Below are 23,478 nucleotides of genomic sequence, written 5' to 3'. Positions count from 1 at the left end.
GTATTTTCATTTTTATTATATTTATCACTTATTAATAGCACCTGTTAGGTAGTAATTATGAGTGACCTTGAACAATACATGCTCCCCTGTTTGAACAAAAAACTTTTTGGTGTAGACTGTATGGGCTGTGGTATGCAACGTAGTTTTTCTCTATTAATACATGGCGAATTTATTGAAGCTTTTAAAATGTATCCCGCTATTTACACGCTTGTTTTAATGTTTTTAGTTGTTGGTATTAATGCTTTTAAGCCCATAAAACATGGATATAAAACAATTTTATTTCTAGCATTATTAAATGCGGTAATTATTATAACAAGCTTTATTTTTAAAACTTTCTTAATTAAATAAAAACAAAATGGAACAACAAAAACTGCCAAATTCAACACTCATTCTCGTTTTCGGGATTTTATCAATTGTTACCTGCTGCTGTTATGGTATTGTAGGGTTAATTTTGGGTATAGTTGCTATTGTATTAGCAAATAAGGCTACTCAAATTTATATTGCTAATCCTGACGAATATTCTGGATTTCAAAATGTGAAGACTGGTAAAATTTTAGCAATAATTGGTATTATATTAAGCGCATTAACAATAATATACATTGTTTGGTTAATATCTGTAGTTGGATTAGAAGGATTACAAGACCAAGAATTAATGCAGGAAAAAATTCAAGAAATGATGGGACAGTAGTAAAATTAAATTGAGTCGTCATAAATTAGACGGACAACGTAAATATATTTAATCAAACCAGAGCATTTATTGTTCTGGTTTTTTTATTTATAAACTAATACTGAATGGTACTTATAATGTTTGTCATTTTTTTTGAAGCTAATGGAGTAAATTGTTTGCTTTTAAAATGGATATTCCGCTTTTGGTTATGCAAATTTCAAAATAATGATTATCTCTAAATTATATTTGAAGAATGAATTATATCTAATTACTGTGTAGTAATTATATTATTTTCTAGTTGGATATTATAAAGTTAATATCATGGTTAAAAGCATGATTATATTTATTATCACACAAATCGTTAAGAGGTTTATTTGTCTTGTTTTACTTATTATTTTCATTTTATATATTTTAATTGTTGTTTGATTCTATTTTCTTGAAGTAATTTGTTTCTATTGATTTTAAAATTAAATGAACTCATTGCTAGATATCTATCAAATCTATTATCAACTTGCTTTTGAATAGCTCTCATAACAGAATTGAACCCTTCAGAATTAGAATTCATAAGTTTTGAAAAACGCTTTTCTAATTTCAAATACTCTTGAATTTTTATTGAAGGCGCATTTGAATCTAATAGTAAAATATTTAAGTTTTTTTAGCTCTTCTGGGGTCATTTCTGTACAATAACCATTGCCCTGAATCAACTGCAGCTTTATGATATTTTCTAGGTTGCTTCATGTCAATACCGTGAGATTCACTATGAGTATAGGCGATAATTATTGAAGGTCCATCAAAACTTTCAGCTTCATTAAAGGCGCGTAAAGTTTGTTCTTGATTTGCGCCAATAGCTACGGAAGCTACATATGTATTACCATAAGTCATGGCTAAACATCCTAAGTCTTTCTTCTGCTTTTGTTTACCGTTGAAAGCAAATTTCGCTTCAGCTCCAAAAGGTGTTGCTTTTGAGGTTTGAGCACCCGTGTTATCATAAACTTCGTTGTCTAAAACCAAGATATTTACATTTTCTCCTGAAGCGATAACGTGGTCTAATCCTCCATATCCAATATCATATGCCCAACCATCGCCACCAACAATCCAAACACTTTTTTTAACTAAATTATCCGAGATATTTAAAAGTTGTTTCGCTTCGTTTGAATTCAATTTTAATAATTCTTTATTTAGTAATTCAATATTTTTTCGCTGTTTTGCTATTTCTAATTCTGTAGTTTGTTCGGTATTCAAAATAGCTTCGACTAAATCTGGGTTTAATTCTGACTTTAGTTTTTCTAAAAGAAAACGTGATTGTTTTTCTTGTTGATTGATAGACATTCTGAATCCTAAACCAAACTCTGCGTTATCTTCAAATAATGAATTTGACCATGCTGGACCTTGTCCGTCTTCATTTTTAGCCCAAGGTGTTGTGGGTAAAGCGCCTCCGAAAATTGAACTGGCTCCAGTTGCATTAGCTATTAATAGCCTGTCTCCGAATAATTGAGACATCAATTTTAGATAAGGCGCTTCTCCACAACCTTCAACACCACTTGAATATTTAAATAAGGGTTCTTGTAATTGTTGCTGACTTACTTTTGAAACATCAATTTTTGTTCTGTCAAATTCTGGAATAGTTTCAAAGTGGTTCCAGTTTTTATTTTCATCCTTTTTATCATTTTTGTCAACCAAGTTTAAAGCTTTTACAGAACAAGCATCAACACAATTATTACATCCATTACATTGTTCTGGGTTAATCTGAATCGTGTAATTCATCAAATCAAAATCTTCAGAAATGATATGTTTAAAAGTTTTTGGAGCATCGTTTAGATAAGCATCGTCATACACTTTAATTCTAAGTGCAGCTTGAGGGCAAGCCATACTACAAGCACCACATTGTGTACATAAATCTGTATTCCAATTTGGTAAATATGTGCTCTTTTGAATTGGGTTAAATTGCGATGTGTTTGTTGGATATGTACCATCAACTGGTAACATGCTAACAGGTATATCATTCCCTTTATTTGCTAATAATTTACCTAAAAAACTGTCGTTAAACGTATTGTCAAATGTTGTTGACTCTTTTGTTTTTATGCTTTCAGCAGAAGTGTCTACTTTATAAATAAACTCATTTAAATCGATGCTGTTTTCATCATAAAACAAATCCTTTTTGATAGCTAAAAAGCAAGCGTGAAATTCAGAAATTTTTATGTCTTTTAAAATCTGATTTGCTTTTAATTCTTCAATGTTTACAACAAATACGTTGATTTGTTTTTCATTGATTAACTTTTGATTCTTAACCGATAGCGACTGCCAAAATGCTTTAGACGTTTGCGAAGTGTTAATTAAAAGTGTTCCCTTAAATTTTAATTTGTGTAATGTGTTGTCGTTTAAAGTGAAGTTTACATTTTGACAGCCAATAAAATCAGCTTCTTCTATTAAGTATGGCGCTTTAATTGGTGTGCTTCCAATTCTTAAATGAGCCGTATTATATGAGTTTGATTTTTTATAATCACATTGTGTGTAGCCTTGAACGAAGGTGTTTTCTTTTTTGGCAATAAGTTTCAAAGTATTTGAAAAACTATCATGTTCCGTTTTTTCTTGATAGAAAATAGCTTCGTACAAGTTATTTTTTATTTTGATGGCTTCTGAAAAATCTAAGCTTAAATTTTTTACATCATCATTAATGCCAATAGTGAAATTGTTTTTAGGTTGATCTTCTTTTAGATTATTGAAAATAGGATTAACCATAGATGGTGTAAATTCTTTTGAAGACAAGCCATAACGTCCACCAACTATTTTTGGAAAAGTGGATAGTTTGTTATTTTGAAAAGCTTCAGAAATAGATTGAAGCACATCTAAATACAAAGGTTCTCCGCTAGAACCAGGTTCTTTAGTTCTATCTAATACAGCTATTGATTTAACCGATTTAGGTAAAGCCTGAACTAAATGTTTTGTACTAAAAGGTCTAAATAATCTAACTTTTATAAGTCCGTATTTTTCACCTTCTTCGTTAAGTTGATTGATGGTAGTTTCAATAGTTTCTGTTGAAGATGCCATTGAAATAATGAGGTGTTCTACTTCAGGGTGTCCAACATAATCAAAAAGTTTATAGTGTCTTCCTGTCAATGAAGCAAAATTGTTCATGGTATTTTGAACGATTTCTGGACAGATATCATAAAAAGGATTGATAGCTTCTCTACTTTGGAAAAATACATCAGCACCTTGTGATGTGCCTCGTAAAACAGGATTATTTGGATTTAAAGTTCTGTCTTTATGGCTCTTTATTCTATTTTGGTCTATTAAAGATTGAATAACACCATCTGGAATTAATTCAATTGTATTGATTTCGTGTGAGGTTCTAAAGCCATCAAAAAAGTGTGCAAAAGGAATTGAAGATTCCAATGAAGCCGCTTGAGAAATTAAAGCAAAATCATGTGCTTCTTGAACCGACGCACTTCCTAACATCGCATAACCAGATTGACGAACCGCCATAATATCACTATGGTCTCCAAAAATGGATAACGCATGAGTAGCAATACTTCTTGTGGCAACATGTATAACATTTGGAGTAAGTTCTCCAGCAATTTTATACATGTTTGGTAGCATTAAAAGTAAGCCCTGAGATGCTGTAAATGTTGATGATAAACTTCCTGTTTGTAATGCACCATGCATTGCACCAGCAACACCGGCTTCACTTTGCATTTGAAATACAGAAGTGTGATTCCCAAAAGCATTTGGTTTGTTTTCTGCTTGCCATTGCTCAACCAGTTCACTCATTTCTGAGGCTGGTGTAATGGGGTAAATGGGGAATACCTCATTAGTTTTATAAGCAATTTGTGCAACGGCTTGATTTGCGTTTAAGATGCTGTGAGTTGAAGTTTTCATTTTTGTGGTGGTGTGTGAAATGAAGTTTTGAAATAAAAAATGGCTACTCCTAATAGTTTTCGAGTAGCCATTTTTTAAAGGTTTTTACTACTGCTTTACAATTTCAATTGAAATTGGAGTAGGGTTGCTAATCATGTCAAAAACAGGAGAGAACTTTGCGAAGTTTTCTAATTGTTCTGCAGTTGCATCAGATTTTACATTTAATCTGAATTTGATACCGTCAAATCCCATACGTACTTCAGGATCTAATCCTAAGAACCCGTGTAAATCAGCATTACCTTGGATGCTAGATTCTGCACCTTCAATATCAACGCCGTTAGCTGCTGCATGATAAACCATAGCTCCAGTTAAGCATGAGCTTAATGCGTGCAATAATACTTCTGGAGGTGTAGCAGCCTCATCTGCTCCTAATAATACTTGTGGGTGGCTACATTCCATTGTGAATGTTTCTTCACGAGTAGAATCTTCTTGTCCTGCACCATAAAAACTTTTGATACTAGATACACAATGTCCGCCATCAATCCAGTTGTTTTTAGCTCTGAATTCGAATTTTGCTAATTCTGGCTGTTCTTGAATGTGGTTGATAGTTTCAACTAATTGATCTACGTTTACTCCGTTTTTTACATTTGCTGTTGTAATCATTTTTCTAATTTTTAAATTGTTAAACATTATTATTTGGTTGGTATTATGCTAATGGCATGCCAAACATTTTAATAAATTGAAAATCAGATAATTACATGATTTTTAGGCATAATTAAATGTTACGATAATTCGAATATTAACGAAATATCGTGATTAAATTTATGAAATGTCGTAAGTTTTAAATCGGACGTTCTATTTTCAGCGCCTTAATCCTAGAAGCTAAAGTAGTTGGAGGTAAGTCTAATAAAGAAGCGGCACCATTAGCACCAGATATTTTCCATTTGGTTTGCCTTAGTGCTTTCAGGATATTTTCTTTTTCCAAAGCCACTAACTCGTTTGAGGTTAGTATTTTTTCTTGAGATGCTTCTTTTTGAATTTCAGTAATATCTGTATTATTAGGTATAATAGCTTGCCAATTAATAGATCCGTTTTGTGATACAATCACCGCGCGTTCAATTAAATTTTGAAGTTCTCGAACATTTCCTGGCCATTCATAGTTACTTAACAAAGCCTTGTCGTTATCAGATAAAGCTAGAATTTGTTTATTAAGTTTTTTAGAAAACTGCTGTATCATTTCCTCAGCAATCAAACAAATATCGTTTCCTCTTTCACGTAAAGCAGGCACGTTAATAGGAAATACATTCAATCGATAATACAAATCTTCTCTGAATTTACCTTCTTTAGAAAATTCAAAAGATTTCGGTGCGATGCCGCAATAATACGAACATCCACTTTAATAGTTTCAGAACTTCCAACAGGGTCAAACTCGCCTTCTTGTATAATTCGTAATAGTTTAGGTTGCAACTCTAATGGCATCTCACCAATTTCATCTAAAAATATTGTGCCTTTGTCTGCCAATAAAAAACGTCCTTTTCTATCTACAGTTGCTCCTGTAAATGCCCCTTTTTTATGACCGAACAATTCACTTTCAATAAGATTCGAAGGAATTGCGCCGCAGTTAATCCTGATTAAAGGTTTATCATTTCTATTACTTTCTTTATGAATAGCACGAGCAACCAACTCTTTTCCGGTACCAGTTTCGCCATGTATTAAAACGGTAGCATCCGTTTTAGCAACTTGATGAATAAGATTTAGAGCCTCTTTCATCTTTTTGTTTTCAGCTATAATGCCATAACTGCTGGTAAGCTCTTGAATTTCTTCTTCTAAATATTGAGTTTGTTTTGTGAGTAAACTTATTTTATCCTCAGCAATTAATCGCTCTTCAATATTTCTTAAAATAAGGGTGTAAAATGGATTAGTATCCGAACCATATTTGCTAATTGTACCTTCGTTTAAAGTTTCAGTATCTCCAGAACCTATCACTTTAACAACATCTGGAAGGTATGTATTAACGGCTTTATTGTCATCCTCAGATTTTACAATACCTTCAATAATATCAGCACTTTCGTCATCAAAAAAGAATAAAACGTTACGTTGTAACACATCATCATTTTCTAATAACTTATTGGCGGAAGGATTGGTAAGAATAATTTTAAAATCGCTACCAAACATTATTATAGCGTCCATAGCACCATTAATAAGACCGCTTAATTTCCCGTTAGCATTTTCAATTTCAATTTTTGAAGATGCTAAGCGCTCCTGAATAGTATCAAGATCACGATGACGTTTTATCATCACCGATAAAATCCCTTGGGCAAAACCGCTATCGTTTTGTAGTAAATCTAAAAAGTGGTCGCGTTCAATTTTTAAAACCTTTGTTTTTTCAATGGCAGTAACCGTTGCGGAGCGTGTTTCGTTATCAATTAGCGCATATTCACCAAAACAATCCCCTTCAGCTAAGGTGTCATAAATATGTTTTTTATCATGAACTTTTACTGAACCTTCCAAAACCGCATACATAGAATTGCCAATGGTATTCTTTTCAAAAATCACTTCGTTTTTAATAAAGGTTTCTTCTGTAATATTCTCAGATAAATGTTGAAGTGACGCTCTGGAAACTTCAGAAAAAAAGGAATTTCAGATAAAAATTGAATATGATCTTCGGTCACTACGTCAATAATAAGTTGGTTATTTAAAGCTAAAGATATTAATTATTTTGAGTAGAATAATTTTTAAATTTATCAATTAAAGATATTTAATTAATTTAGTGGCACCTAATGCTATTATCAAAATGTCAACCAACCGCCAACTAGCAGCCATCATGTTTACTGATATTGAGGGCTACACCTCTTTAATGCAGAGCAATGAAAAAGAGGCTGTACAAATGCGCGAGCGTCATAGAAATACGTTCGAAATGACTACCGAGGCATACAATGGTAAAATCATTCAATATTTTGGCGATGGCACACTAAGTACTTTTAAAAGCACCGTAGAGGCGGTAGATTGCGCCATAGAATTACAAAAAGCATTTCTTGAAGACCCAAAAGTCCCTGTTCGGATTGGGATTCATGTGGGCGATATTATTCATTCTAAAGATGATATTATTGGAGACGCCGTAAATGTGGCTTCAAGAATAGAATCTTGTGCGGTCTCAGGGAGCATTTTAATTTCAGATAAAGTTCACGATCAAATTCGAAGCCACAGACATATAAAAACAACATTTTTAGACGCTTATGAGTTAAAAAATGTTGAGGATGCCATGCCTATATTTGCTATCTCAAATGATGGCTTAGTAGTTCCAAAACCAGAAGATGTAAAAGGGAAATTAAAAACTAGTGTTTCTACCAAAAAAGCCAAATTAAGTCTTAAAAATGTTATGGTAGGATTAGCGTTAACATTGGCCGTTTTATTTGTTGCTTATTACGCAGGCTTATTTACAATGAAGGTAACTTTTACAGATAAATCAATAGCTGTAATTCCTTTTGATAATTTAAGTACTGACGACGATTCAGAAATTTTTAGAGATGGTATTACCGAAGATATTTTATCACAATTGGCAAAATTAAAAGAGTTGCATGTTATTTCCAGAACATCGGTTATGCAATATAAAAACACTAAAAAAACAATTGAAGAAATTGCTAAAGAGCTTGGTGTAACCTATATTTTAGAAGGTAGTATTCGGAAATATGGAGATGAAGTTAGAGTAACAGCTCAATTGATAGATACCAAAAACGATAAACATATTTGGGGAGAGAAATATGATAAAACTTTAACAAATATATTTAGTATTCAAACCGAAATTTCTAAAGAAATTGTAAACGCATTACAAATTAATCTGTCTTTTGAAGAATTGCAAAGTTTAACTAAAATCCCCACTCAAAATATTGATGCCTATAAGTTATTTTTAAAAGGTAGAGACGAGGCAGATAAAAGAAACGCAGGAAGTCTAGCAGAGAGTATTTTACTTTATAAAGAAGCCATTTTATTAGACCCTAATTATGCAGAGGCTTATGCGGAAATTGCAAATTCTATTTATTTAGAAACCTATTATTCTGGTAGAAGCTCCAAAGAAGCATCAAAACTTGCAAACGAATACCTAGAAAAAGCTGAAAAAATTAACAATAAGGTCTCAAGAATATATTCAGTAAAAGGCCTCATAAATAATATACAAGGTAATCATGAAGCTGCCGAAGCTGCTTTTCAAAAAGCCATTAAATTATCTCCAAATGATTTAACAGCAAGGCATCAATATTCCACATTTTTTTATTATTCGCAACAGTACGAAAAACAATTAGAGCAAGCTAAAATTGCTTACAGGTTAGACCCTTTATCTTTTCCTATAAGAATCAGCTATTTTAACGCTTTAAACTCTAATAAAAAATATGATGAAGCTGAAAGGCTATTAAATGACATTAAAATCAATAAACAAGGCAACAATGAATTTGTAATTAACCGTTCTTATTTTAGATTATATACAGATCAAAAAAAATATGAGAAGGCTATAAATCCGCTTAAAAAGTTAGCAAACAAAGAAAACGTTTATTATCGTTTTTTAGGGTATTGTTATGCCAAAACAGGCGATACTTTAAGTGCATATAGAATTATAGACACCATTAGGCAAAAGGCTCATCCAAGAAACAAAAGCCATCAATTAGCTATTGTTTATGCAGGTTTAAAAAATACAGACAGCGTAATATTTCATTTAGATACTATACGAAACAAACGCACTAGTGTCATAAAACGTGAACGCATGGACTTTTTTGATTATTTAAAAGACGATTCTAGATTTATCAATGTTCTAAAAACTCACGGCATCGAAAATTAATATTTCTAATATAAAAAGATGTAACATTTTAACTTATTTACAGTCTTTAAATTTGTTTAAACATTGTAGTAAAATTAACATTTAATGAAATTATTTTTATTAATATAGAACATTCCTATTTTTTAAATATACAGGCTGTTAAAAAGAATCTCTACATAATATTTTTAATCTTATTTTTTTAATTAGCTTAAAATCACAGGCACAATTAGGCTTTTGTACCGGCAATTCTGGCGACCCAATTTTTATCGAAAATTTTGGGTCTGGAAAAAAAGATGTTCCTATACCTTCAGGAACTACTACCTACAGGTTTACCAAAGGTATGCCAGTAGATGGCTCTTATAAAGTATCCTGCAATTCAAATTGGTTTGGATGGTTTTCAGAGAGCGACCATACACCTGGAGACATTAACGGAAGATCTTTAATTGTAAACGCAAGTAAAAAACCTGGTGAGTTTTTTAGGATGCCAGTTTCAGGATTATGTGAAAACACAACTTATGAATTTTCGGCTTGGTTAGTAAACCTATTCCCTGCTTACAATAAACCTTGTGCTAAGAATAAAACTGGAATTCCTATAAACGTTACTTTCGAAATTTGGGATAATACAGGCACCACCTTGTTAAAAAGTGGAAGTACGGGTAATATTTTTGGCTCAAATACTCCAAATTGGCAAGAATACGGTCTGGTGTTTCAAACAAAACCCCGACAAACATCTGTAATTCTTAAAATGCGAAATAACGGTAAAGGCGGTTGTGGTAACGATTTAGCAATAGACGATATTGTTTTTAAAACCTGTGGGGATGCTGTAACTATAGAAGATTCAGAAAAAAAAGCAAGAAACATTTCATTGTACAAAAATGAACTACCTTATACTACAACACTCAAAGCTACTCCAGATTTTTCGGTATTTTCAGAGCACTATTACCAATGGCAAAAAAGTGAAAACAGTATAGATTGGTTTAATATTGAAGGTGAAAACAAAAATAGCCTTTCCATATCAAATATAAATAGCAAAGCGTATTATCGGGTGTTAATTGCAGAGGGTGTTACCAACTTATTAAACTCTTTATGTAATTCTGCTTCAGAAGTTTTTAAAATTAATATTCTAACCACTAATAATCCAAATATTAAACCTCCTGCTCCTAAAAAACCTCCTAAATCTCGAAAAAAAACTACTACGTTTATTAACCTTAGTTCAATAGGACATACAGAACCACAAAAAGAAAAAACTAAAACCCCTAACTTAACCAATGAAATTAAAGCAACCTTCAAAGCTTTAAAAGGAGGTATTAAATCCATTAAACAAGTTATAATTGTTAAAAACGGACTAAATATTATCTACGATAAAGTTTGGATTGATGGTGCCATAGGAAAGTTTGTGCAAACCGAAGAAAACATAATAACTCAAGGCAATATTTTTGCAGATACTATTGTAGAAGAAACTATATATTACAAAGCTGTTTATGGGTATAACTCTGTAAAAAGAACTTATGTTATCAAGGGAATTCCCTAGCTTATTATTTTTTTGGTGTTATCTGGAATAGGGATTGGTCTTTATTTATAGAAACCAATACATTATTTAATTCAATTTTCGAAAGTAATTCTAATTCATCATTTTCAAACTTAGAATCTAAATGCTCTAAAACTTCATTATTATCTTTGGGTTTGTAATTATTATAATCCACAAACCTGATCCCTTCTATAAAACGTTCGTTATAGGCTTCGCGAAAGCGTAAACCAACACCATGAACTTCAGCATAAGAATAGGCTAAATAATCAACTTTAAAAGTTTCGGTTTCTATCCAGTAAATAAACACATCTTCAAAATCTTCGCCACCTCCATCTTCAGTAAAAGTGATTTTAATTTTATGATAATCGGTTCCATTTATCTTCGTTTTTCCTAAATAGCTTTTCTTAACAGCTTTACTATCTAATCCATAAGGCAATACAGAAAAGTAATGTACTGAATTAACAGAAGCTGAATAACTTTCTTTTTTTTCTTTAGAAACGTCAATAGGTTTATTATTTATAAACCTCTGAAATCCATCATTAAACAAAACATCCCTAATACTATTTACAGAATCTTTAAACGTTCTTGCTAGCTGAAATTGCCCGTTATCACGAGTTGCTTTATAATGTTTGTTTCTAAAATCAAAACTAATTGTGGCACTTTTTAGTTTTATTACCACCAGATATCGCAATAGATTTTTGAACAACTATATCTGCATCTTGAAGTTCCTTTTTGCAGTTAACCAAAAGTGAGGCAAATACAGATATTAAAATGAGTTTCTTTATCATAAATAGGTTTTGAAAGTGAGTCGTAAAACGGACGTGGACTTAACGCTGCTAATGTATTATATATAATTTCTCTTGTTTAGACACTCTTACCTCCACTAGTTACAAACTAGCGGTAGCGGGGGCTAAATAATGGCAAATTCGATTAATAACTTTTATTTAAATTATACAAGATATTACTACAGCTCAATGCTTCGTAAGCACCAGTAATTAAAAGGGTTTTCGAAAAATTATAAGATTTATAATTGCCTGTTTTTATAAAATGAAAATATAGGTTTTTTTATGGGTCTACAGTTCTAAAAATTATGAGAGGTATTGAATCTATATCCATCATTCAAAATAGAAGCCCCCTACAAGCCGTTTTTTTTGAACGTCCCCATCAAATACTATAGGTTATTTCAGGAAATCTTTTGACACCACAAATAATAGATTAAAACCCTAATAGGTTTATTAAAACCCCAAAATTATATTTTAAGCTAGAATTTGAGTTAAGCTGATAATCAGCAGTAAAGATTAAAATACGTGCATCATATAATAATCCAACCGAATACAATACTTCATCATTGTCATCCACTTCATTTGGCAGGTTAATTTGGTAATCAATAATAAATTGATCTCCAATGTCTAATTCTGATGTATTTGTTTCCTGAACCTCAAATATCTTCCTATATCTGTCTTTTCCATTACCAAATCCAAAAGAAGTAAATAGAGTTTGATTAATAATTGGAATACCAATTTTTATCATATAGTTTTTTGATTCTTTTAAAAATAATTTACGAGTGTCTACGTATTCAGTTCGCTCCGAAGAATTTATAAAGACTTCTTTAAGTTTATTATTAACATCAAATTTACCAGAAGAACCAGATAAACTAAAATAAATTTTATCAAAACCTTTTATCCCTTTAAGACCAACCTCATAACCAATTAATTGATTATTGCTATAATTTATTCCACCAGCGAAAATATTCTTCTTCTTTAAATCTAAATTTATCTTTTCGTCTTTCCTAAGGATAACATACTCTTTAGTTTTCCTATAACCTTTCTTAAAAGCTTTAATTCTATATTTTGAAGGGCTTAAAAACAATGACTGTGGAGTATGTCCAATTGGCTTAGAATTTAAGCGTAAATTAACATTTAAAAGGTCGGATTCAATGGTCAATTTTGGTAATATTGATTCCATTTTAAAATCATACTTATTTTGTTTGTCTAGAGAATTTATTGTTGTAACATAATCACGATAATTAGGGTTACTCTGTAACCTAATATTATGCTCTCCCGCTACTTCTAATTTTACTGGTGTCACTCCTGCCAGTTTATTGTCAACATAAACTAAAGCTCCAATTGGAGTAGAACTGAACTCCACCTCTTTAATTGAGGAAAACTTTATTCGTTCATTACTGTTTAATTTATTGAAAACTATTTCATAATTTGATGCTTTGTCTAAATCGATTGTTATCTTATTATTGGTAATTTTGAATTCTGCTTCTCCAAATGTCTTTACGGCAATACTTTGTCCGTCTTTTACTAGATAATAATAATCTTTCTCTATACGTGAATTTCTAATTACAACAATTAAGTCGTTTCTTTTGATATTATATTTTCGATAAAATTCTTCACGAAATTCTCGACTATTATCTAAGCCATGTGAGTATCCTGCCGAAAAAGTACCTATTGGTGTTACGACCCGCGGTTCAAATCCTATTCTCCATCCGCTATCAGTACCATAAGATATACTGATTGGTATAATTGGTAATGTCCATTTTGTAATAAACTCTTGGCTATTTATTCTAAAACATAAACTAAATAGAATAATAAAAAATATAATATTTCTAAATTTCATATTTGAAAGAATACTAATATTAAAACGCTTTATCCAAATATACACACAAGAATTCATAAGTCAAAGTTCCACTTCGTTTTATACAATCATCTATAAATGTTCGGTTGATGTACTAAATTAGAAGTATAGCCTAAATTTAGCATAATAAATAAATTAACATAATTTTTAAAACGGAATTAAGTTCCGTTCTTTGCAATATCATAAAATTTAGGGATGCATATTTACTAACAAATATGCATAAATATTAACAGTTTTTATGTTTACAACTGTTAATAACTACGTTTTAAACAAGTATTATTAATACCTAACTTTGAAAACAGGCTTTGAGGTCTTAATTTGTAACTAATTAGGTTACAACATAAAATGAATGTTTAATTTAAAATAGATTTGTTATAAGATGAAAGTCGAGAACAAAAAAAACTGCAAACCGTTTTTTGGATTGCAGCTATTATTTTTTACGTTGTTAGTACTATCGCTTTAGTTTACAGGCTAAGATAATACCAGCAATTAAAAGTAATACAAGACCGAAACATCAAATGTTTCAATCATTCCCCACTTATTAATTAGGTGGGGTATTTTTGTATAGACTATATACATACTAAATACATACAATGTAAATACAAATTATATACAAATATATACAAATATATACTAATATAAACAGATATAAACTAATATATACAGATATAGATGAAGATGCACAGATTTAAACTAATATAAACAGATATAGATGATATGTAATGGAACATGTCGTAAAAATGTGCAGTCCTAACGTATCTGAAAACCTAGCGACTAGAATTAGTATAGAAATTAGAGTTGGTGGATATATGGTTATGCAAAATTTTCATAGATGCGTAGATAGAATTAGCAGAACAATTAACTCTTATCACGTAATAATCCAAGAAGTTTTAAAGTAATTGTTGTACGTTTTAACATCAAATAACTACAAGCTTCTCAAAAACAAAGGTTTAAAAATATAACTTACTACCCTTTTACATCAGAAAAATCAAACTCTGGAAAGTCTAAATTCTTTTCAAACTCTTCTCTGGTATTGATTATGGTTTGCTCTAAAGCCTCCCCAGCTAGCACTCGTTTGTAACGAGTGCCGTCAACCAATAAACCCAATATCATCAATCTCTAAAACGCTATCATCATCTTGAAAGTTTCTAGCACTTGAGTATTTCCAATCTACAGCATTTGTAACAAAACCACTATCAACAGGGTTATTATGAATATATTCTATTTTTTGCTTTATAACATCTGTACTCCATAACTCTATTGGATTGTTGTGATGTTGCCAAAATTGATATTTACTAACATTTTCTGTTTTTTTACCAGCTCGTTTTAACATCCATAACAACCATTCTTTTCTACTTTCTTGTGGATTATTTTCTATGGCTTCAATAACTTTTTTAGCAGTATGTTTTTTAAAATCTCTCAATAATTCCATTGGCTGTTCTTTACTAGACCTAAAAATAAAATGCATATGATTTGGCATGATACAATTACAATATAGCTCCAATCCTTTTTCTGCTCTACAATATGCTATACTTTCAGCTAATACATCAAAATAAATTTGCCTTGTAAAAACGTCTATCCAATATACAGTAGCAAAACTCACAAAATATAACCCTTATTTGTTATGGAATTTATACTTTCTACACATACTTAAGTATTTTAAAACAGAATATTAAGCTAGTTTTTATAATCAAAATCTTTGACGGCACTCGTTACAAACGAGCGCTAGCTAAATGGACAAACATCGCAAGATTAACGTGGTCTAAACCTCTCAAGAGATCTCCAATATTTATCTTTATAAATATCAAAATGTATGTCAATTTTATTTTTATACTTTGACTTCAAAGTATCGAAAACCTTAGCTGGTTTTCTAAAATCTTTGCAAGCAAAATAAATAGTCCTGACGGAATCGGCAGTTTGTCTTCCTATATTTAGATAGCCTTCTGAATCTTTCAAATCTAGCATTATTTCATCTTCAATAACATTTAATAGTTCATAATCCTCGGAATTGGGCATTCCATTAGAATTTGATCCATCATACTTTACAATTAATTCTGCTATCCATGGATGGGAAGCCTTACTATCCCACTCCAATAAATCAGTATTTATTATGGCTAGTAATGGCAATCCATTATTTAGGGTTGCTTCCATGCTAGAGTAAGCATCATTTTCTGTATTATATCTTACGCCTTCATACTTTTCAATAAATTCTTTCTCTCTCCAAATTAAAAAATCTTTCAATTTATCTAGAGATACTAGTTCATTTTTAGTGTTTTCAGAATTTACAAAATCTACGTTATCAATAGCGGTTACAGACCTAAGTTCTCCTATCGTATTATCTAATAAAAGAAAGGCACCATTTATAATATCTTGTTTGTTTTCATCTGTTAAGTCTTTATGAGTAATAGTGATATCTACTTCATCAGGATAATCTTTAAGAGTATTTTCATAAAAACTCATGGTATTTTCATCAAACTTGTACCCAGCCATTTCTATACATGATACTCCAGAACTAGACTCTGGTTTTAATGCTGTAAATTTCCATCTATCAATTTTTGGAGCTGCAGCAACCAATTCTTCAACAAAAACAATATTTTTTAGATTTCCATCAGCAGTTAAAATCAATTCAGCTGTATTTTCATCATACATTCCTACCAGAAACCAATAGCCTTCTCTAATTTGATCTAAACTGAACGATAACTTCTCAAAAAACACCTTTTGGACATTACCTTGGTTTTTAATGACTTTATAAAACTTGCTTTCATTTTCAGTAAACCATTCCCAAAAATCTTTATAACTACTTATAGGCTTAACCTTTTCTTTAGAAAACAACCTTTTTAATATGCTCATTATGGTCTATTTTTTTATTACTGTATACTTATTTTATCAAATTAGAAGTAATCATAATTAAAATTCCAATTGTTGTTCCTATTACCCCAATATAATAACCATAAATATAACTATGCTTCTTAATTTTTGACTGACCATTTAAAATGATTCCTTCTTTAAAATAATTACTATCGTTAAAATGCAAAACTTCATTACAGTTTTTTATTGTTTCAATAACTTCTACTCTTCGTTTGGTATTGTACAATAAAAAAATAAGGCAAACTATAGCAAAAACAATATCAACAATAGCAATTCCAATACTTTCGATTAGCTCAATAGATTCTTTTTCTTTAATTAAAAACCCACCTAATAAAAGCTGAATTGTAATAAATCCAAAAAATATTTTCAAATCAATATCAATCAATTTTTGAGACAAGAGAGACTGATCTTGATGTCTATACTTTACTACATCAATCTTTTGTTCATCCTTTATTTTCATAATTCATCTTAATTTTATCCTATCCCAACCACCCCTCACGATCTAAACTTCTGTATTGAATAGCCTCACTAATATGAGAACCATTTACCTCTGCAACACCTTCCAAATCGGCAATAGTTCTTGAAACTTTCAAAATTCGATCATAAGCACGAGCCGATAAATTCAAACGTTCCATGGCGGTTTTTAAAAGTTGTTTAGAAGCATCATCCAAAATACAATGTTTCCGAATTTGTTTCACATTCATTTGGGCATTATAATGCACCGCATCAGAACCTTCAAAACGTTTGGTTTGAATTGCTCTAGCCTTAGTCACACGTTTTCTAATTTCAACAGAGGTCTCTCCTTTTCTATCATCAGATAACTTTTCAAAAGGTACAGGCGTCACTTCAATATGAATATCAATGCGATCCAACAGCGGCCCAGAAACTTTACTTAAATAGCGTTGCATTTCTGCAGGACTTGAGGTTACAGGCGCATCTGGATCATTAAAATAACCACTCGGACTCGGATTCATACTCGCCACTAACATAAACGATGATGGATAGGTTACCGTGAACTTTGCTCTGGAAATCGTGACTTCTCTATCTTCTAATGGCTGACGCATTACTTCTAAAACTTCTCGCTTAAATTCGGGTAATTCATCTAAAAACAAAACGCCATTATGCGACATAGAAATTTCTCCAGGTTGCGGATAACTACCGCCTCCTACTAAAGCCACATTCGAAATTGTATGGTGAGGGCTCCTAAACGGACGTTGTGCCATCAACCCCGAATCTTTAACTCGACCAACAACGGAATGTATTTTAGTGGTTTCTAGGGCTTCATGAAGTGTCATTGGTGGTAGAATACTTGGTAAGCGTTTCGCTAACATGGTTTTTCCAGCTCCTGGTGGGCCTATTAAAATAATGTTATGCCCGCCAGCCGCTGCAATTTCCATACAACGTTTTATACCTTCTTGTCCTTTTACATCAGAAAAATCAAACTCTGGGAAATCCAAACTCTTTTCAAATTCTTCTCTAGTGTTTATGATGGTTTGCTCTAGAGGTTCTCCTCTATCAAAATAATTGATAACCTGTTCGATATTTTCTACACCGTAAACCTCTAGGTTATCAACTATAGCAGCTTCTTTAGCATTTTCTGCAGGCAGGATAAATCCTTTAAAACCTTCTTCCCTAGCCTTAACCGCAATTGGTAATGCACCTTTTATGGGTTGTAAACTTCCATCTAATGAAAGCTCTCCCATGATTAAATATTGATCTAAATCTTCGGCTTTAATTTGACTTGTGGAGGCCAAAATTCCGATAGCTAAAGTTAAATCGTATGCAGAACCTTCTTTGCGCAAATCTGCGGGCGACATATTTATAATAATCTTCTTTCCTGGGATTTTATAACCGTTATTCTGAAGTGCAGCAGCGATTCTAAAATTACTTTCCTTAATGGCATTGTCTGGTAAACCTACAAGATGGTAACCAACACCTTTGTCAACATTTACTTCAACAGTAACCGTTGAAGCTTCCACACCAAACACGGCACTTGCAAAAACTTTTTTAAGCATATATTCTGTTTAATGCTTAAATGTAAGAAATGTATTTGGAATTGAAAATGATTTTGATAACCTACAAGTTATCTTTATCATCTTTTTCAACAATTACAGTATACGAGACTAAAATATCTTTTTCAACTTTAGCATGCACATCGTACTGCCCTTTTTTCTCAAAACAATATTTTAATTCTAGAATGCCATTTTTAAAATTGGTTAACGTTGGCTTTATCTTTTTATATTTTAAACCACTAGTTAGCACAAGGCTTATGTCATTCAAAATTTTTTCATCCAGTAACTTAAATTGAAAAACTACTTCATTACCAGTAATAATCCTAGTTACTAATTTATTTGGAGTTTGAGGACTAACACCATATTTATAAGTACTTCCATAAATAATTGGAGCACTTACAAATTCATCTAAAGAGGTTTCATGTTTTAAAAACAACCATTTTTTATCTAACGGAAAATGGTTTTTGGCAAACAATTCGGGTTCAGCTAAAAAATAACCATCATTATAATTCTTGACAAACTCATGGTCATCTAAATTATAAAAAACACTAGCTTGTGTAGTGTCAACAAAATACCATTTGCCATTTAGTTTTACAACATTCCAAGAGTGGTTTGGGAAGTCTACTTTATCTGAGTTAGTTCTCACAGTTCGTGCATAACCATCTACTGTTTCACATTCTATGTCTGCAATACTAGCTAAGGCTTTAACAACATATGCATAACCAGAGCAAAGTGTTTTTTTATCATTTACCAATCTACGAAATACCCGCTTTTGCACTTTAGAATTCCAATTGTTTAGCGCAATTGTATCTTGATGTAGTTTTCTGCGCTTTTTAAGTGTGGTTTCACTAAAATAATGATCACTTTCTATATTTAAGCACACCCAAGTATGAATAGCTCTAAACTGTTCTACTTGGGTGTTTAAGTTGTTTGTAAGTTGATGTACTAAGAGTGGCATATTTCTTAATGAAGCACTACTATAGGAGTTTGCAATGCTATCTGCTTTTTCAAAATCGATATGCTTAAAATCAGATTTTTGAGCATTAATTTCAAAACTTAATACTAGAAATACTATTATAAATAACAACTTCATAAAGATTGAAAATATCTTATTAGTGCTTAGACTTATATACTTGATTCACTTCAACTTCTCCCATAAGTGCAATATCATCGCTCCCCAATTCAACCTTTAAATACTTTTGACCTTTTTTAATAACGATTTTTTGAGTTTCGTAACCTATAAAACTTATCAGGATTACATCGCCTTCTTTTAGAATTTTTGGGAATTTAAACTTACCATTAAAATCTGTAGTCGTTCCTATTTTAGAACCTTTTAATGTAATGTTAGCTCCAGGAAGTGGCCCAGTTTCATCCATAACCAACCCTGTTAAAGAATTATCTTGAACAATTTCTGACTTTGTAGCTTTATCTTGTGCTTGAATACCATGTAAATACGTTAAGGACAAAATAGCTACCGCTGCAATTCGTAAAAATCTTAATTTATGCTGATTTTTAAAGTTTGAATGTTTCATAGTTCTGTTTAATTGAGGAGCTTTAAAATACCCACAAATGTTTTTTTCTTTTTTATTTAAATAATTGATCACTTGTTCATCACTCTTTTGCCTAAAGTCAACGACTTCTTTTTGACATGAGTTACAGAATCCGCCAGCTTTAGTTTTATTAAACTGACTGAATTTTTCTGAGCACGGTTTACTAATTGTAAGATTGAATTTTTGTTCCATGATTTTTGTTTTTAGATATCTCGAAACTAAATAGAACATCAAGAACAAACTACTTACATTTAGTTAACTACACTTTTGAATGAGTAAACAACCGTTTTACAATAGTGATATAATTTAAGTAAAAAAAGAATCCCGCCAAAGCGGGATTCGTAAACTGGAATATCAAACTAATTAACACTTTTATATTATGAAAATTATTTCCAATTCACTTATTAAAAAAGTTTAATATTATTTAGTAGCTGTATTCAAAAACTTAGGCTGAATAATTAACATCGCCCAAGCCCAATTTTGAGTACTTTTTACTCCTGGAATATCTGCGATTTCACTTGGCTCAAAGAAGTGAGAATACCCACCAACTAACTTAAATTCTTTGAATTTTTTAGCGATAACTAAATCTATTTCTGTGCCTAATTCTTTACCATCAAAACCATCAACATCTTCAACTTCACTAAAGATATGACCTGTTAAACTAACCGCTAAACCAGAGATTTTAGTAGCAAGAGATAATTGTAAATCATTTAACCCTCCAGCATTAGCATGGTTACCAACATAAAATCTATCAATTAAACCATTAAAAGCGTGGTTAGTTCCATATAATGGGAAAAACGCAGCCGAATCATCTTTTCTACCAGAAATAGACTCATAACCAGCTCCTAAAGTTAATTTATCAGAAACTTTGTACTTAGCAAGTATACTAGCTAAAAGCGCTCCTTTAACATCTACTCCTCCTACTCTTTCTCCTTCTTGAAGAAATACATTTGCAGTTAATGCTAAACTACCTACTTTGTAACCTGCGTGCACACCTGTTGTAAGCAACGTTGCTTTTCTATCTGTAGTAGGTGGCGTTACTGGATTGTTATCGCCTCCATTTTGAAAGGTATTAACTAACGCTAAGAAAGAAATATTGAATTTCTCGCCTTTACTATTTGCTCTTGCAAATACCATATCTCTGTAAGAAAACAAGTTAGCTGTATTGTAGATTTCATCTGTAGTAGTGTTTAAAGCACCACCTAAATCTAAGCTAAATTTATTTTTCTTGTATTTATAAACTGCCGCATCATGTGTTCTTGCTTGTTGCGCCCATCCTAGTCCACCAAGGATTCTTTGATCATCATAAGATAACGGTTGACGCCCTAATTTTAAACTTGAAAACTCACCTAATTTTAAATCAGCCCAAGCTTCTTGAACTCTAAAATTCCCGTTTCCAGCAGTAGCAATTTGCGGTCTATCACCAAAAGCAAATACTTCTTGGAAGCTCGTAAACACAGTATACGTTTCTGCTTTATATTTAGCTTTTAAAGCTGCTCTTACCGTTGTTCTTATAAAACCTTCATCAGCATCTGTTGCTGTTTGTGCAGGAAAAGATCCTCCTGTAAAATTACCACCGTTTCCAAAGTATTCTGATCGTGGTCTAAATTCGCCTTCTAGAGTAAACTGCGCTTGTGCAAATTGAATCATCAATGCCATCAAGCCTATTAATACATATTGTTTTTTCATTCTTTACTTGTTTTTAAGTTTGATTTACTATTAGTTATTTTATTATTTTTAATTGTAATTTTATGATTTTGTAATGCAAATATATGGTTGTGGTTATCCTGAGATTATGACATTTCTCATATTTCATAACCTAATAAGACATTTATATCTTCTTTATTAATTAGTGCTCTAAAAAGTCAATTAAATGTTTTCTGTATTTGTAGTAATCGTCGTGTTCTAAAACCGCTTTACGAGTTCTTGGTCTTTCAAAATCTATATCAAGAACATCACCAATTTTAGCTCGAGGGCCGCTAGTCATCATCACCACACGATCCGCTAAAAATATAGCCTCATCCACATCGTGAGTAATCATTACCGCTGTAATTTTTTCTTTATTCCAGATTTCTATTAAAATATCTTGAAGTTCGCCTCGTGTTAAAGAATCTAACATCCCGAAAGGCTCATCCAACAATAATACCTTTGGTTTTATAGCAAAGGCTCTAGCAATACCAACACGCTGTTGCATCCCTTGAGATAATTCCGAAGCACGCTTATTAAAAGCATCCTCTAAACCTACTTTTTGTAAATAGTATTTAGCAATGTCGTTACGTTGTCCTTTTGTAGCATCTGGGAATACTTGATTTACACCCAACATTACGTTTTGTAATGCCGTCATCCAAGGCATTAAACTAGGCGCTTGAAAAATCACACCTCTATCTGGTCCTGGGCCTTTTATATGTTTTCCAAGAACCGAAATATTACCTCCCGAAATCGGATTCAATCCCGCAATCATAGAGAGCATGGTTGTTTTACCACAACCCGAATGCCCAATAATAGTCACAAATTCCTCTTTACGTATTTGAAGATTCAAATCCTCAAGTACCACATAATCACCTTTTGGTGTTGGGTATACTTTCTTTAAATCCTTTAAATCCAGCATCACATCTCTAGATGGGAAACCACTCGCTTCAGTAATAATTTTTGTTTTATTTTCAATTATAGTGCTCATCTTGATGCTTATTTAAATCGGTTAACAAAATCTTTCGGAGTCAATTCCGGAAGCACATATTCTTCTTTAGCCTGAGATTTTCGCTCATTTCCTATATCCATCAAATATTCGATAATCGCATTTCGTGTTTCCTTAAAATTCTCATTATCGTTCATTTCAGTTTTATCACGCGGGCGCTCAATATCAATTTTAAATTCAGGACCCAGAGTTGCATTTGGTCCTGGACGCAACGGGATAATACGATCTGCCATATAAATTCCCTCATCCACATCATTAGTAATCAATAATGCCGTACGTTTCTCTTTTCCCCAAATGTTCAAAATTTCATCTTGCAGATTACCACGTGTTAAAGCATCCAAAGCTCCAAGTGGCTCGTCCATAATAATCATTTCAGGTTTCATGGCTAAAGCACGAGCAACAGCCACACGTTGGCGCATCCCACCCGATAATTCCTTCGGGCGTTTATTAATAGCAGGCGTCAAACTTACCATTTCCACATACTCGGCAACAATAGCGTTAAGTTCCTTTTTACTCTTCTTCGGAAACGCCTCCTTCACCGCCATATAAACATTTTGCCCCACGGTTAACCAAGGCAACAACGAGTAATTCTGAAAAATCACACCACGTTCATGGCTCGTCCCCTGCACAGGTTCGCCTTTAAACAACACTTCGCCCGAAGTCGGTTCAAGTAAACCATTAATCAAGTTCACTAAAGTCGTTTTTCCACTCCCCGTAAACCCAACAATCGCCACAAACTCGCCCTCTTCAATCTGCAAATTAATGTTCGACAACACCTCGGTTTCATTCCCGCCTTGTCCGTACGTTTTATAAATATTATTTAATTCTAAGTATGCCATCTTCTTTTTTGTTT

The 23,478-nt window shown here is 32.0% G+C and carries 22 protein-coding genes; 4 read left to right on the top strand and 18 right to left on the bottom strand.

Annotated features, from left to right (window positions below):
- The first annotated feature begins 57 nt into the window (after positions 1–57).
- Positions 58–348 carry a DUF2752 domain-containing protein gene (locus AC0L5U_RS02970; RefSeq protein ID WP_473414590.1) on the top strand — a complete coding sequence of 97 codons (291 nt, stop codon included), beginning with the start codon at positions 58–60 and terminating at the stop codon, positions 346–348.
- 7 nt (positions 349–355) lie between these two features.
- Positions 356–688, top strand: a complete 333-nt coding sequence (locus tag AC0L5U_RS02965; protein WP_473414589.1) for a CCC motif membrane protein — start codon at positions 356–358, stop codon at positions 686–688.
- A gap of 376 nt (positions 689–1,064) precedes the next feature.
- On the opposite strand, the gene AC0L5U_RS02960 is transcribed toward AC0L5U_RS02965, so the two are convergent.
- From AC0L5U_RS02960 to AC0L5U_RS02940, 5 genes are all read right to left on the bottom strand, one after another.
- The gene (locus AC0L5U_RS02960; RefSeq protein ID WP_473414588.1) at positions 1,065–1,262 is read right to left on the bottom strand and encodes a hypothetical protein; all 198 of its coding nucleotides are present in this window, start codon (positions 1,260–1,262) and stop codon (positions 1,065–1,067) included.
- Positions 1,263–1,312: 50 nt separating this feature from the next.
- Positions 1,313–4,543 carry a 4Fe-4S binding protein gene (locus tag AC0L5U_RS02955; RefSeq protein WP_473414587.1) on the bottom strand — a complete coding sequence of 1,077 codons (3,231 nt, stop codon included), beginning with the start codon at positions 4,541–4,543 and terminating at the stop codon, positions 1,313–1,315.
- A gap of 87 nt (positions 4,544–4,630) precedes the next feature.
- Positions 4,631–5,185 carry an OsmC family protein gene (locus AC0L5U_RS02950; RefSeq protein ID WP_109353067.1) on the bottom strand — a complete coding sequence of 185 codons (555 nt, stop codon included), beginning with the start codon at positions 5,183–5,185 and terminating at the stop codon, positions 4,631–4,633.
- A 178-nt stretch (positions 5,186–5,363) separates the two neighbouring features.
- Entirely contained in the window at positions 5,364–5,831 is a 468-nt protein-coding gene (locus AC0L5U_RS02945; protein ID WP_473414586.1) for an AAA-type ATPase lid domain-containing protein, read from the bottom strand.
- Positions 5,828–7,090, bottom strand: coding sequence for a sigma 54-interacting transcriptional regulator (locus AC0L5U_RS02940; RefSeq protein WP_473416158.1), 1,263 nt, complete (start codon positions 7,088–7,090; stop codon positions 5,828–5,830). Before AC0L5U_RS02940 ends, AC0L5U_RS02945 begins: the two co-directional genes overlap by 4 nt.
- A 226-nt stretch (positions 7,091–7,316) precedes the next feature.
- On the opposite strand from AC0L5U_RS02940, the gene AC0L5U_RS02935 reads away from it, so the two are divergent.
- A complete protein-coding gene (locus tag AC0L5U_RS02935) occupies positions 7,317–9,350 on the top strand; it encodes an adenylate/guanylate cyclase domain-containing protein (protein ID WP_473414585.1) in 2,034 nt (677 codons plus the stop codon).
- 319 nt (positions 9,351–9,669) lie between these two features.
- Complete coding sequence (locus AC0L5U_RS02930) at positions 9,670–10,860, top strand: hypothetical protein (RefSeq protein WP_473414584.1); 1,191 nt, start codon at positions 9,670–9,672, stop codon at positions 10,858–10,860.
- 4 nt (positions 10,861–10,864) lie between these two features.
- On the opposite strand, the gene AC0L5U_RS02925 is transcribed toward AC0L5U_RS02930, so the two are convergent.
- The 13 genes from AC0L5U_RS02925 to AC0L5U_RS02865 form a co-directional block, all read right to left on the bottom strand.
- Positions 10,865–11,536, bottom strand: a complete 672-nt coding sequence (locus AC0L5U_RS02925; RefSeq protein ID WP_473414583.1) for a DUF6503 family protein — start codon at positions 11,534–11,536, stop codon at positions 10,865–10,867.
- On the bottom strand, positions 11,505–11,645 hold the full coding sequence (locus AC0L5U_RS02920) for a hypothetical protein (RefSeq protein WP_473414582.1): 141 nt from the start codon (positions 11,643–11,645) through the stop codon (positions 11,505–11,507). Before AC0L5U_RS02920 ends, AC0L5U_RS02925 begins: the two co-directional genes overlap by 32 nt.
- A 427-nt stretch (positions 11,646–12,072) precedes the next feature.
- Positions 12,073–13,482, bottom strand: a complete 1,410-nt coding sequence (locus AC0L5U_RS02915; RefSeq protein ID WP_473414581.1) for a PEGA domain-containing protein — start codon at positions 13,480–13,482, stop codon at positions 12,073–12,075.
- A 984-nt stretch (positions 13,483–14,466) separates the two neighbouring features.
- Positions 14,467–14,607 (bottom strand): hypothetical protein, encoded by a 141-nt coding sequence (locus AC0L5U_RS02910; RefSeq protein ID WP_473416250.1) that lies wholly within the window; start codon positions 14,605–14,607, stop codon positions 14,467–14,469.
- Complete coding sequence (locus AC0L5U_RS02905; RefSeq protein ID WP_473414580.1) at positions 14,591–15,103, bottom strand: transposase; 513 nt, start codon at positions 15,101–15,103, stop codon at positions 14,591–14,593. The genes AC0L5U_RS02910 and AC0L5U_RS02905 overlap by 17 nt, the downstream gene beginning before the upstream one ends.
- Positions 15,104–15,252: 149 nt before the next feature.
- Positions 15,253–16,350: a DUF695 domain-containing protein gene (locus AC0L5U_RS02900; RefSeq protein WP_473414579.1), complete on the bottom strand. Its 1,098-nt coding sequence runs from the start codon at positions 16,348–16,350 to the stop codon at positions 15,253–15,255.
- Positions 16,351–16,378: 28 nt separating this feature from the next.
- On the bottom strand, positions 16,379–16,828 hold the full coding sequence (locus AC0L5U_RS02895; protein ID WP_473414578.1) for a hypothetical protein: 450 nt from the start codon (positions 16,826–16,828) through the stop codon (positions 16,379–16,381).
- Positions 16,829–16,847: 19 nt separating this feature from the next.
- Positions 16,848–18,383 (bottom strand): YifB family Mg chelatase-like AAA ATPase, encoded by a 1,536-nt coding sequence (locus AC0L5U_RS02890; RefSeq protein ID WP_473414577.1) that lies wholly within the window; start codon positions 18,381–18,383, stop codon positions 16,848–16,850.
- Between the two features lie 61 nt (positions 18,384–18,444).
- Positions 18,445–19,467, bottom strand: coding sequence for a transglutaminase domain-containing protein (locus AC0L5U_RS02885; RefSeq protein WP_473414576.1), 1,023 nt, complete (start codon positions 19,465–19,467; stop codon positions 18,445–18,447).
- Positions 19,468–19,492: 25 nt separating this feature from the next.
- Positions 19,493–20,122 (bottom strand): carboxypeptidase-like regulatory domain-containing protein, encoded by a 630-nt coding sequence (locus tag AC0L5U_RS02880; RefSeq protein WP_473414575.1) that lies wholly within the window; start codon positions 20,120–20,122, stop codon positions 19,493–19,495.
- Positions 20,123–20,350: 228 nt separating this feature from the next.
- Positions 20,351–21,619 carry an alginate export family protein gene (locus AC0L5U_RS02875; RefSeq protein WP_473414574.1) on the bottom strand — a complete coding sequence of 423 codons (1,269 nt, stop codon included), beginning with the start codon at positions 21,617–21,619 and terminating at the stop codon, positions 20,351–20,353.
- 160 nt (positions 21,620–21,779) lie between these two features.
- Positions 21,780–22,607, bottom strand: coding sequence for an ABC transporter ATP-binding protein (locus tag AC0L5U_RS02870; RefSeq protein ID WP_109353325.1), 828 nt, complete (start codon positions 22,605–22,607; stop codon positions 21,780–21,782).
- An 8-nt stretch (positions 22,608–22,615) separates the two neighbouring features.
- On the bottom strand, positions 22,616–23,464 hold the full coding sequence (locus AC0L5U_RS02865; RefSeq protein ID WP_473414573.1) for an ABC transporter ATP-binding protein: 849 nt from the start codon (positions 23,462–23,464) through the stop codon (positions 22,616–22,618).
- Between the last annotated feature and the right edge of the window lie 14 nt (positions 23,465–23,478).

Source organism: Jejuia sp. G7-7 (assembly GCF_055808955.1).
Note: the sequence above shows the minus strand (reverse complement) of the source record. Positions and strands in the feature narration are given on the sequence as shown.

Bases quoted from the DNA above. Each gene is read 5' to 3' on its own strand.
- AC0L5U_RS02935 (WP_473414585.1), top strand. From the start codon at position 7,317: ATGTCAACCAACCGCCAACTAGCAGCCATCATGTTTACTGATATTGAG.
- AC0L5U_RS02950 (WP_109353067.1), bottom strand. From the start codon at position 5,185: ATGATTACAACAGCAAATGTAAAAAACGGAGTAAACGTAGATCAATTA.
- AC0L5U_RS02930 (WP_473414584.1), top strand. From the start codon at position 9,670: ATGCCAGTAGATGGCTCTTATAAAGTATCCTGCAATTCAAATTGGTTT.
- AC0L5U_RS02965 (WP_473414589.1), top strand. From the start codon at position 356: ATGGAACAACAAAAACTGCCAAATTCAACACTCATTCTCGTTTTCGGG.
- AC0L5U_RS02875 (WP_473414574.1), bottom strand. From the start codon at position 21,619: ATGAAAAAACAATATGTATTAATAGGCTTGATGGCATTGATGATTCAA.
- AC0L5U_RS02880 (WP_473414575.1), bottom strand. From the start codon at position 20,122: ATGGAACAAAAATTCAATCTTACAATTAGTAAACCGTGCTCAGAAAAA.
- AC0L5U_RS02890 (WP_473414577.1), bottom strand. From the start codon at position 18,383: ATGCTTAAAAAAGTTTTTGCAAGTGCCGTGTTTGGTGTGGAAGCTTCA.
- AC0L5U_RS02955 (WP_473414587.1), bottom strand. From the start codon at position 4,543: ATGAAAACTTCAACTCACAGCATCTTAAACGCAAATCAAGCCGTTGCA.
- AC0L5U_RS02920 (WP_473414582.1), bottom strand. From the start codon at position 11,645: ATGATAAAGAAACTCATTTTAATATCTGTATTTGCCTCACTTTTGGTT.
- AC0L5U_RS02970 (WP_473414590.1), top strand. From the start codon at position 58: ATGAGTGACCTTGAACAATACATGCTCCCCTGTTTGAACAAAAAACTT.
- AC0L5U_RS02865 (WP_473414573.1), bottom strand. From the start codon at position 23,464: ATGGCATACTTAGAATTAAATAATATTTATAAAACGTACGGACAAGGC.
- AC0L5U_RS02870 (WP_109353325.1), bottom strand. From the start codon at position 22,607: ATGAGCACTATAATTGAAAATAAAACAAAAATTATTACTGAAGCGAGT.
- AC0L5U_RS02915 (WP_473414581.1), bottom strand. From the start codon at position 13,482: ATGAAATTTAGAAATATTATATTTTTTATTATTCTATTTAGTTTATGT.
- AC0L5U_RS02900 (WP_473414579.1), bottom strand. From the start codon at position 16,350: ATGAGCATATTAAAAAGGTTGTTTTCTAAAGAAAAGGTTAAGCCTATA.
- AC0L5U_RS02895 (WP_473414578.1), bottom strand. From the start codon at position 16,828: ATGAAAATAAAGGATGAACAAAAGATTGATGTAGTAAAGTATAGACAT.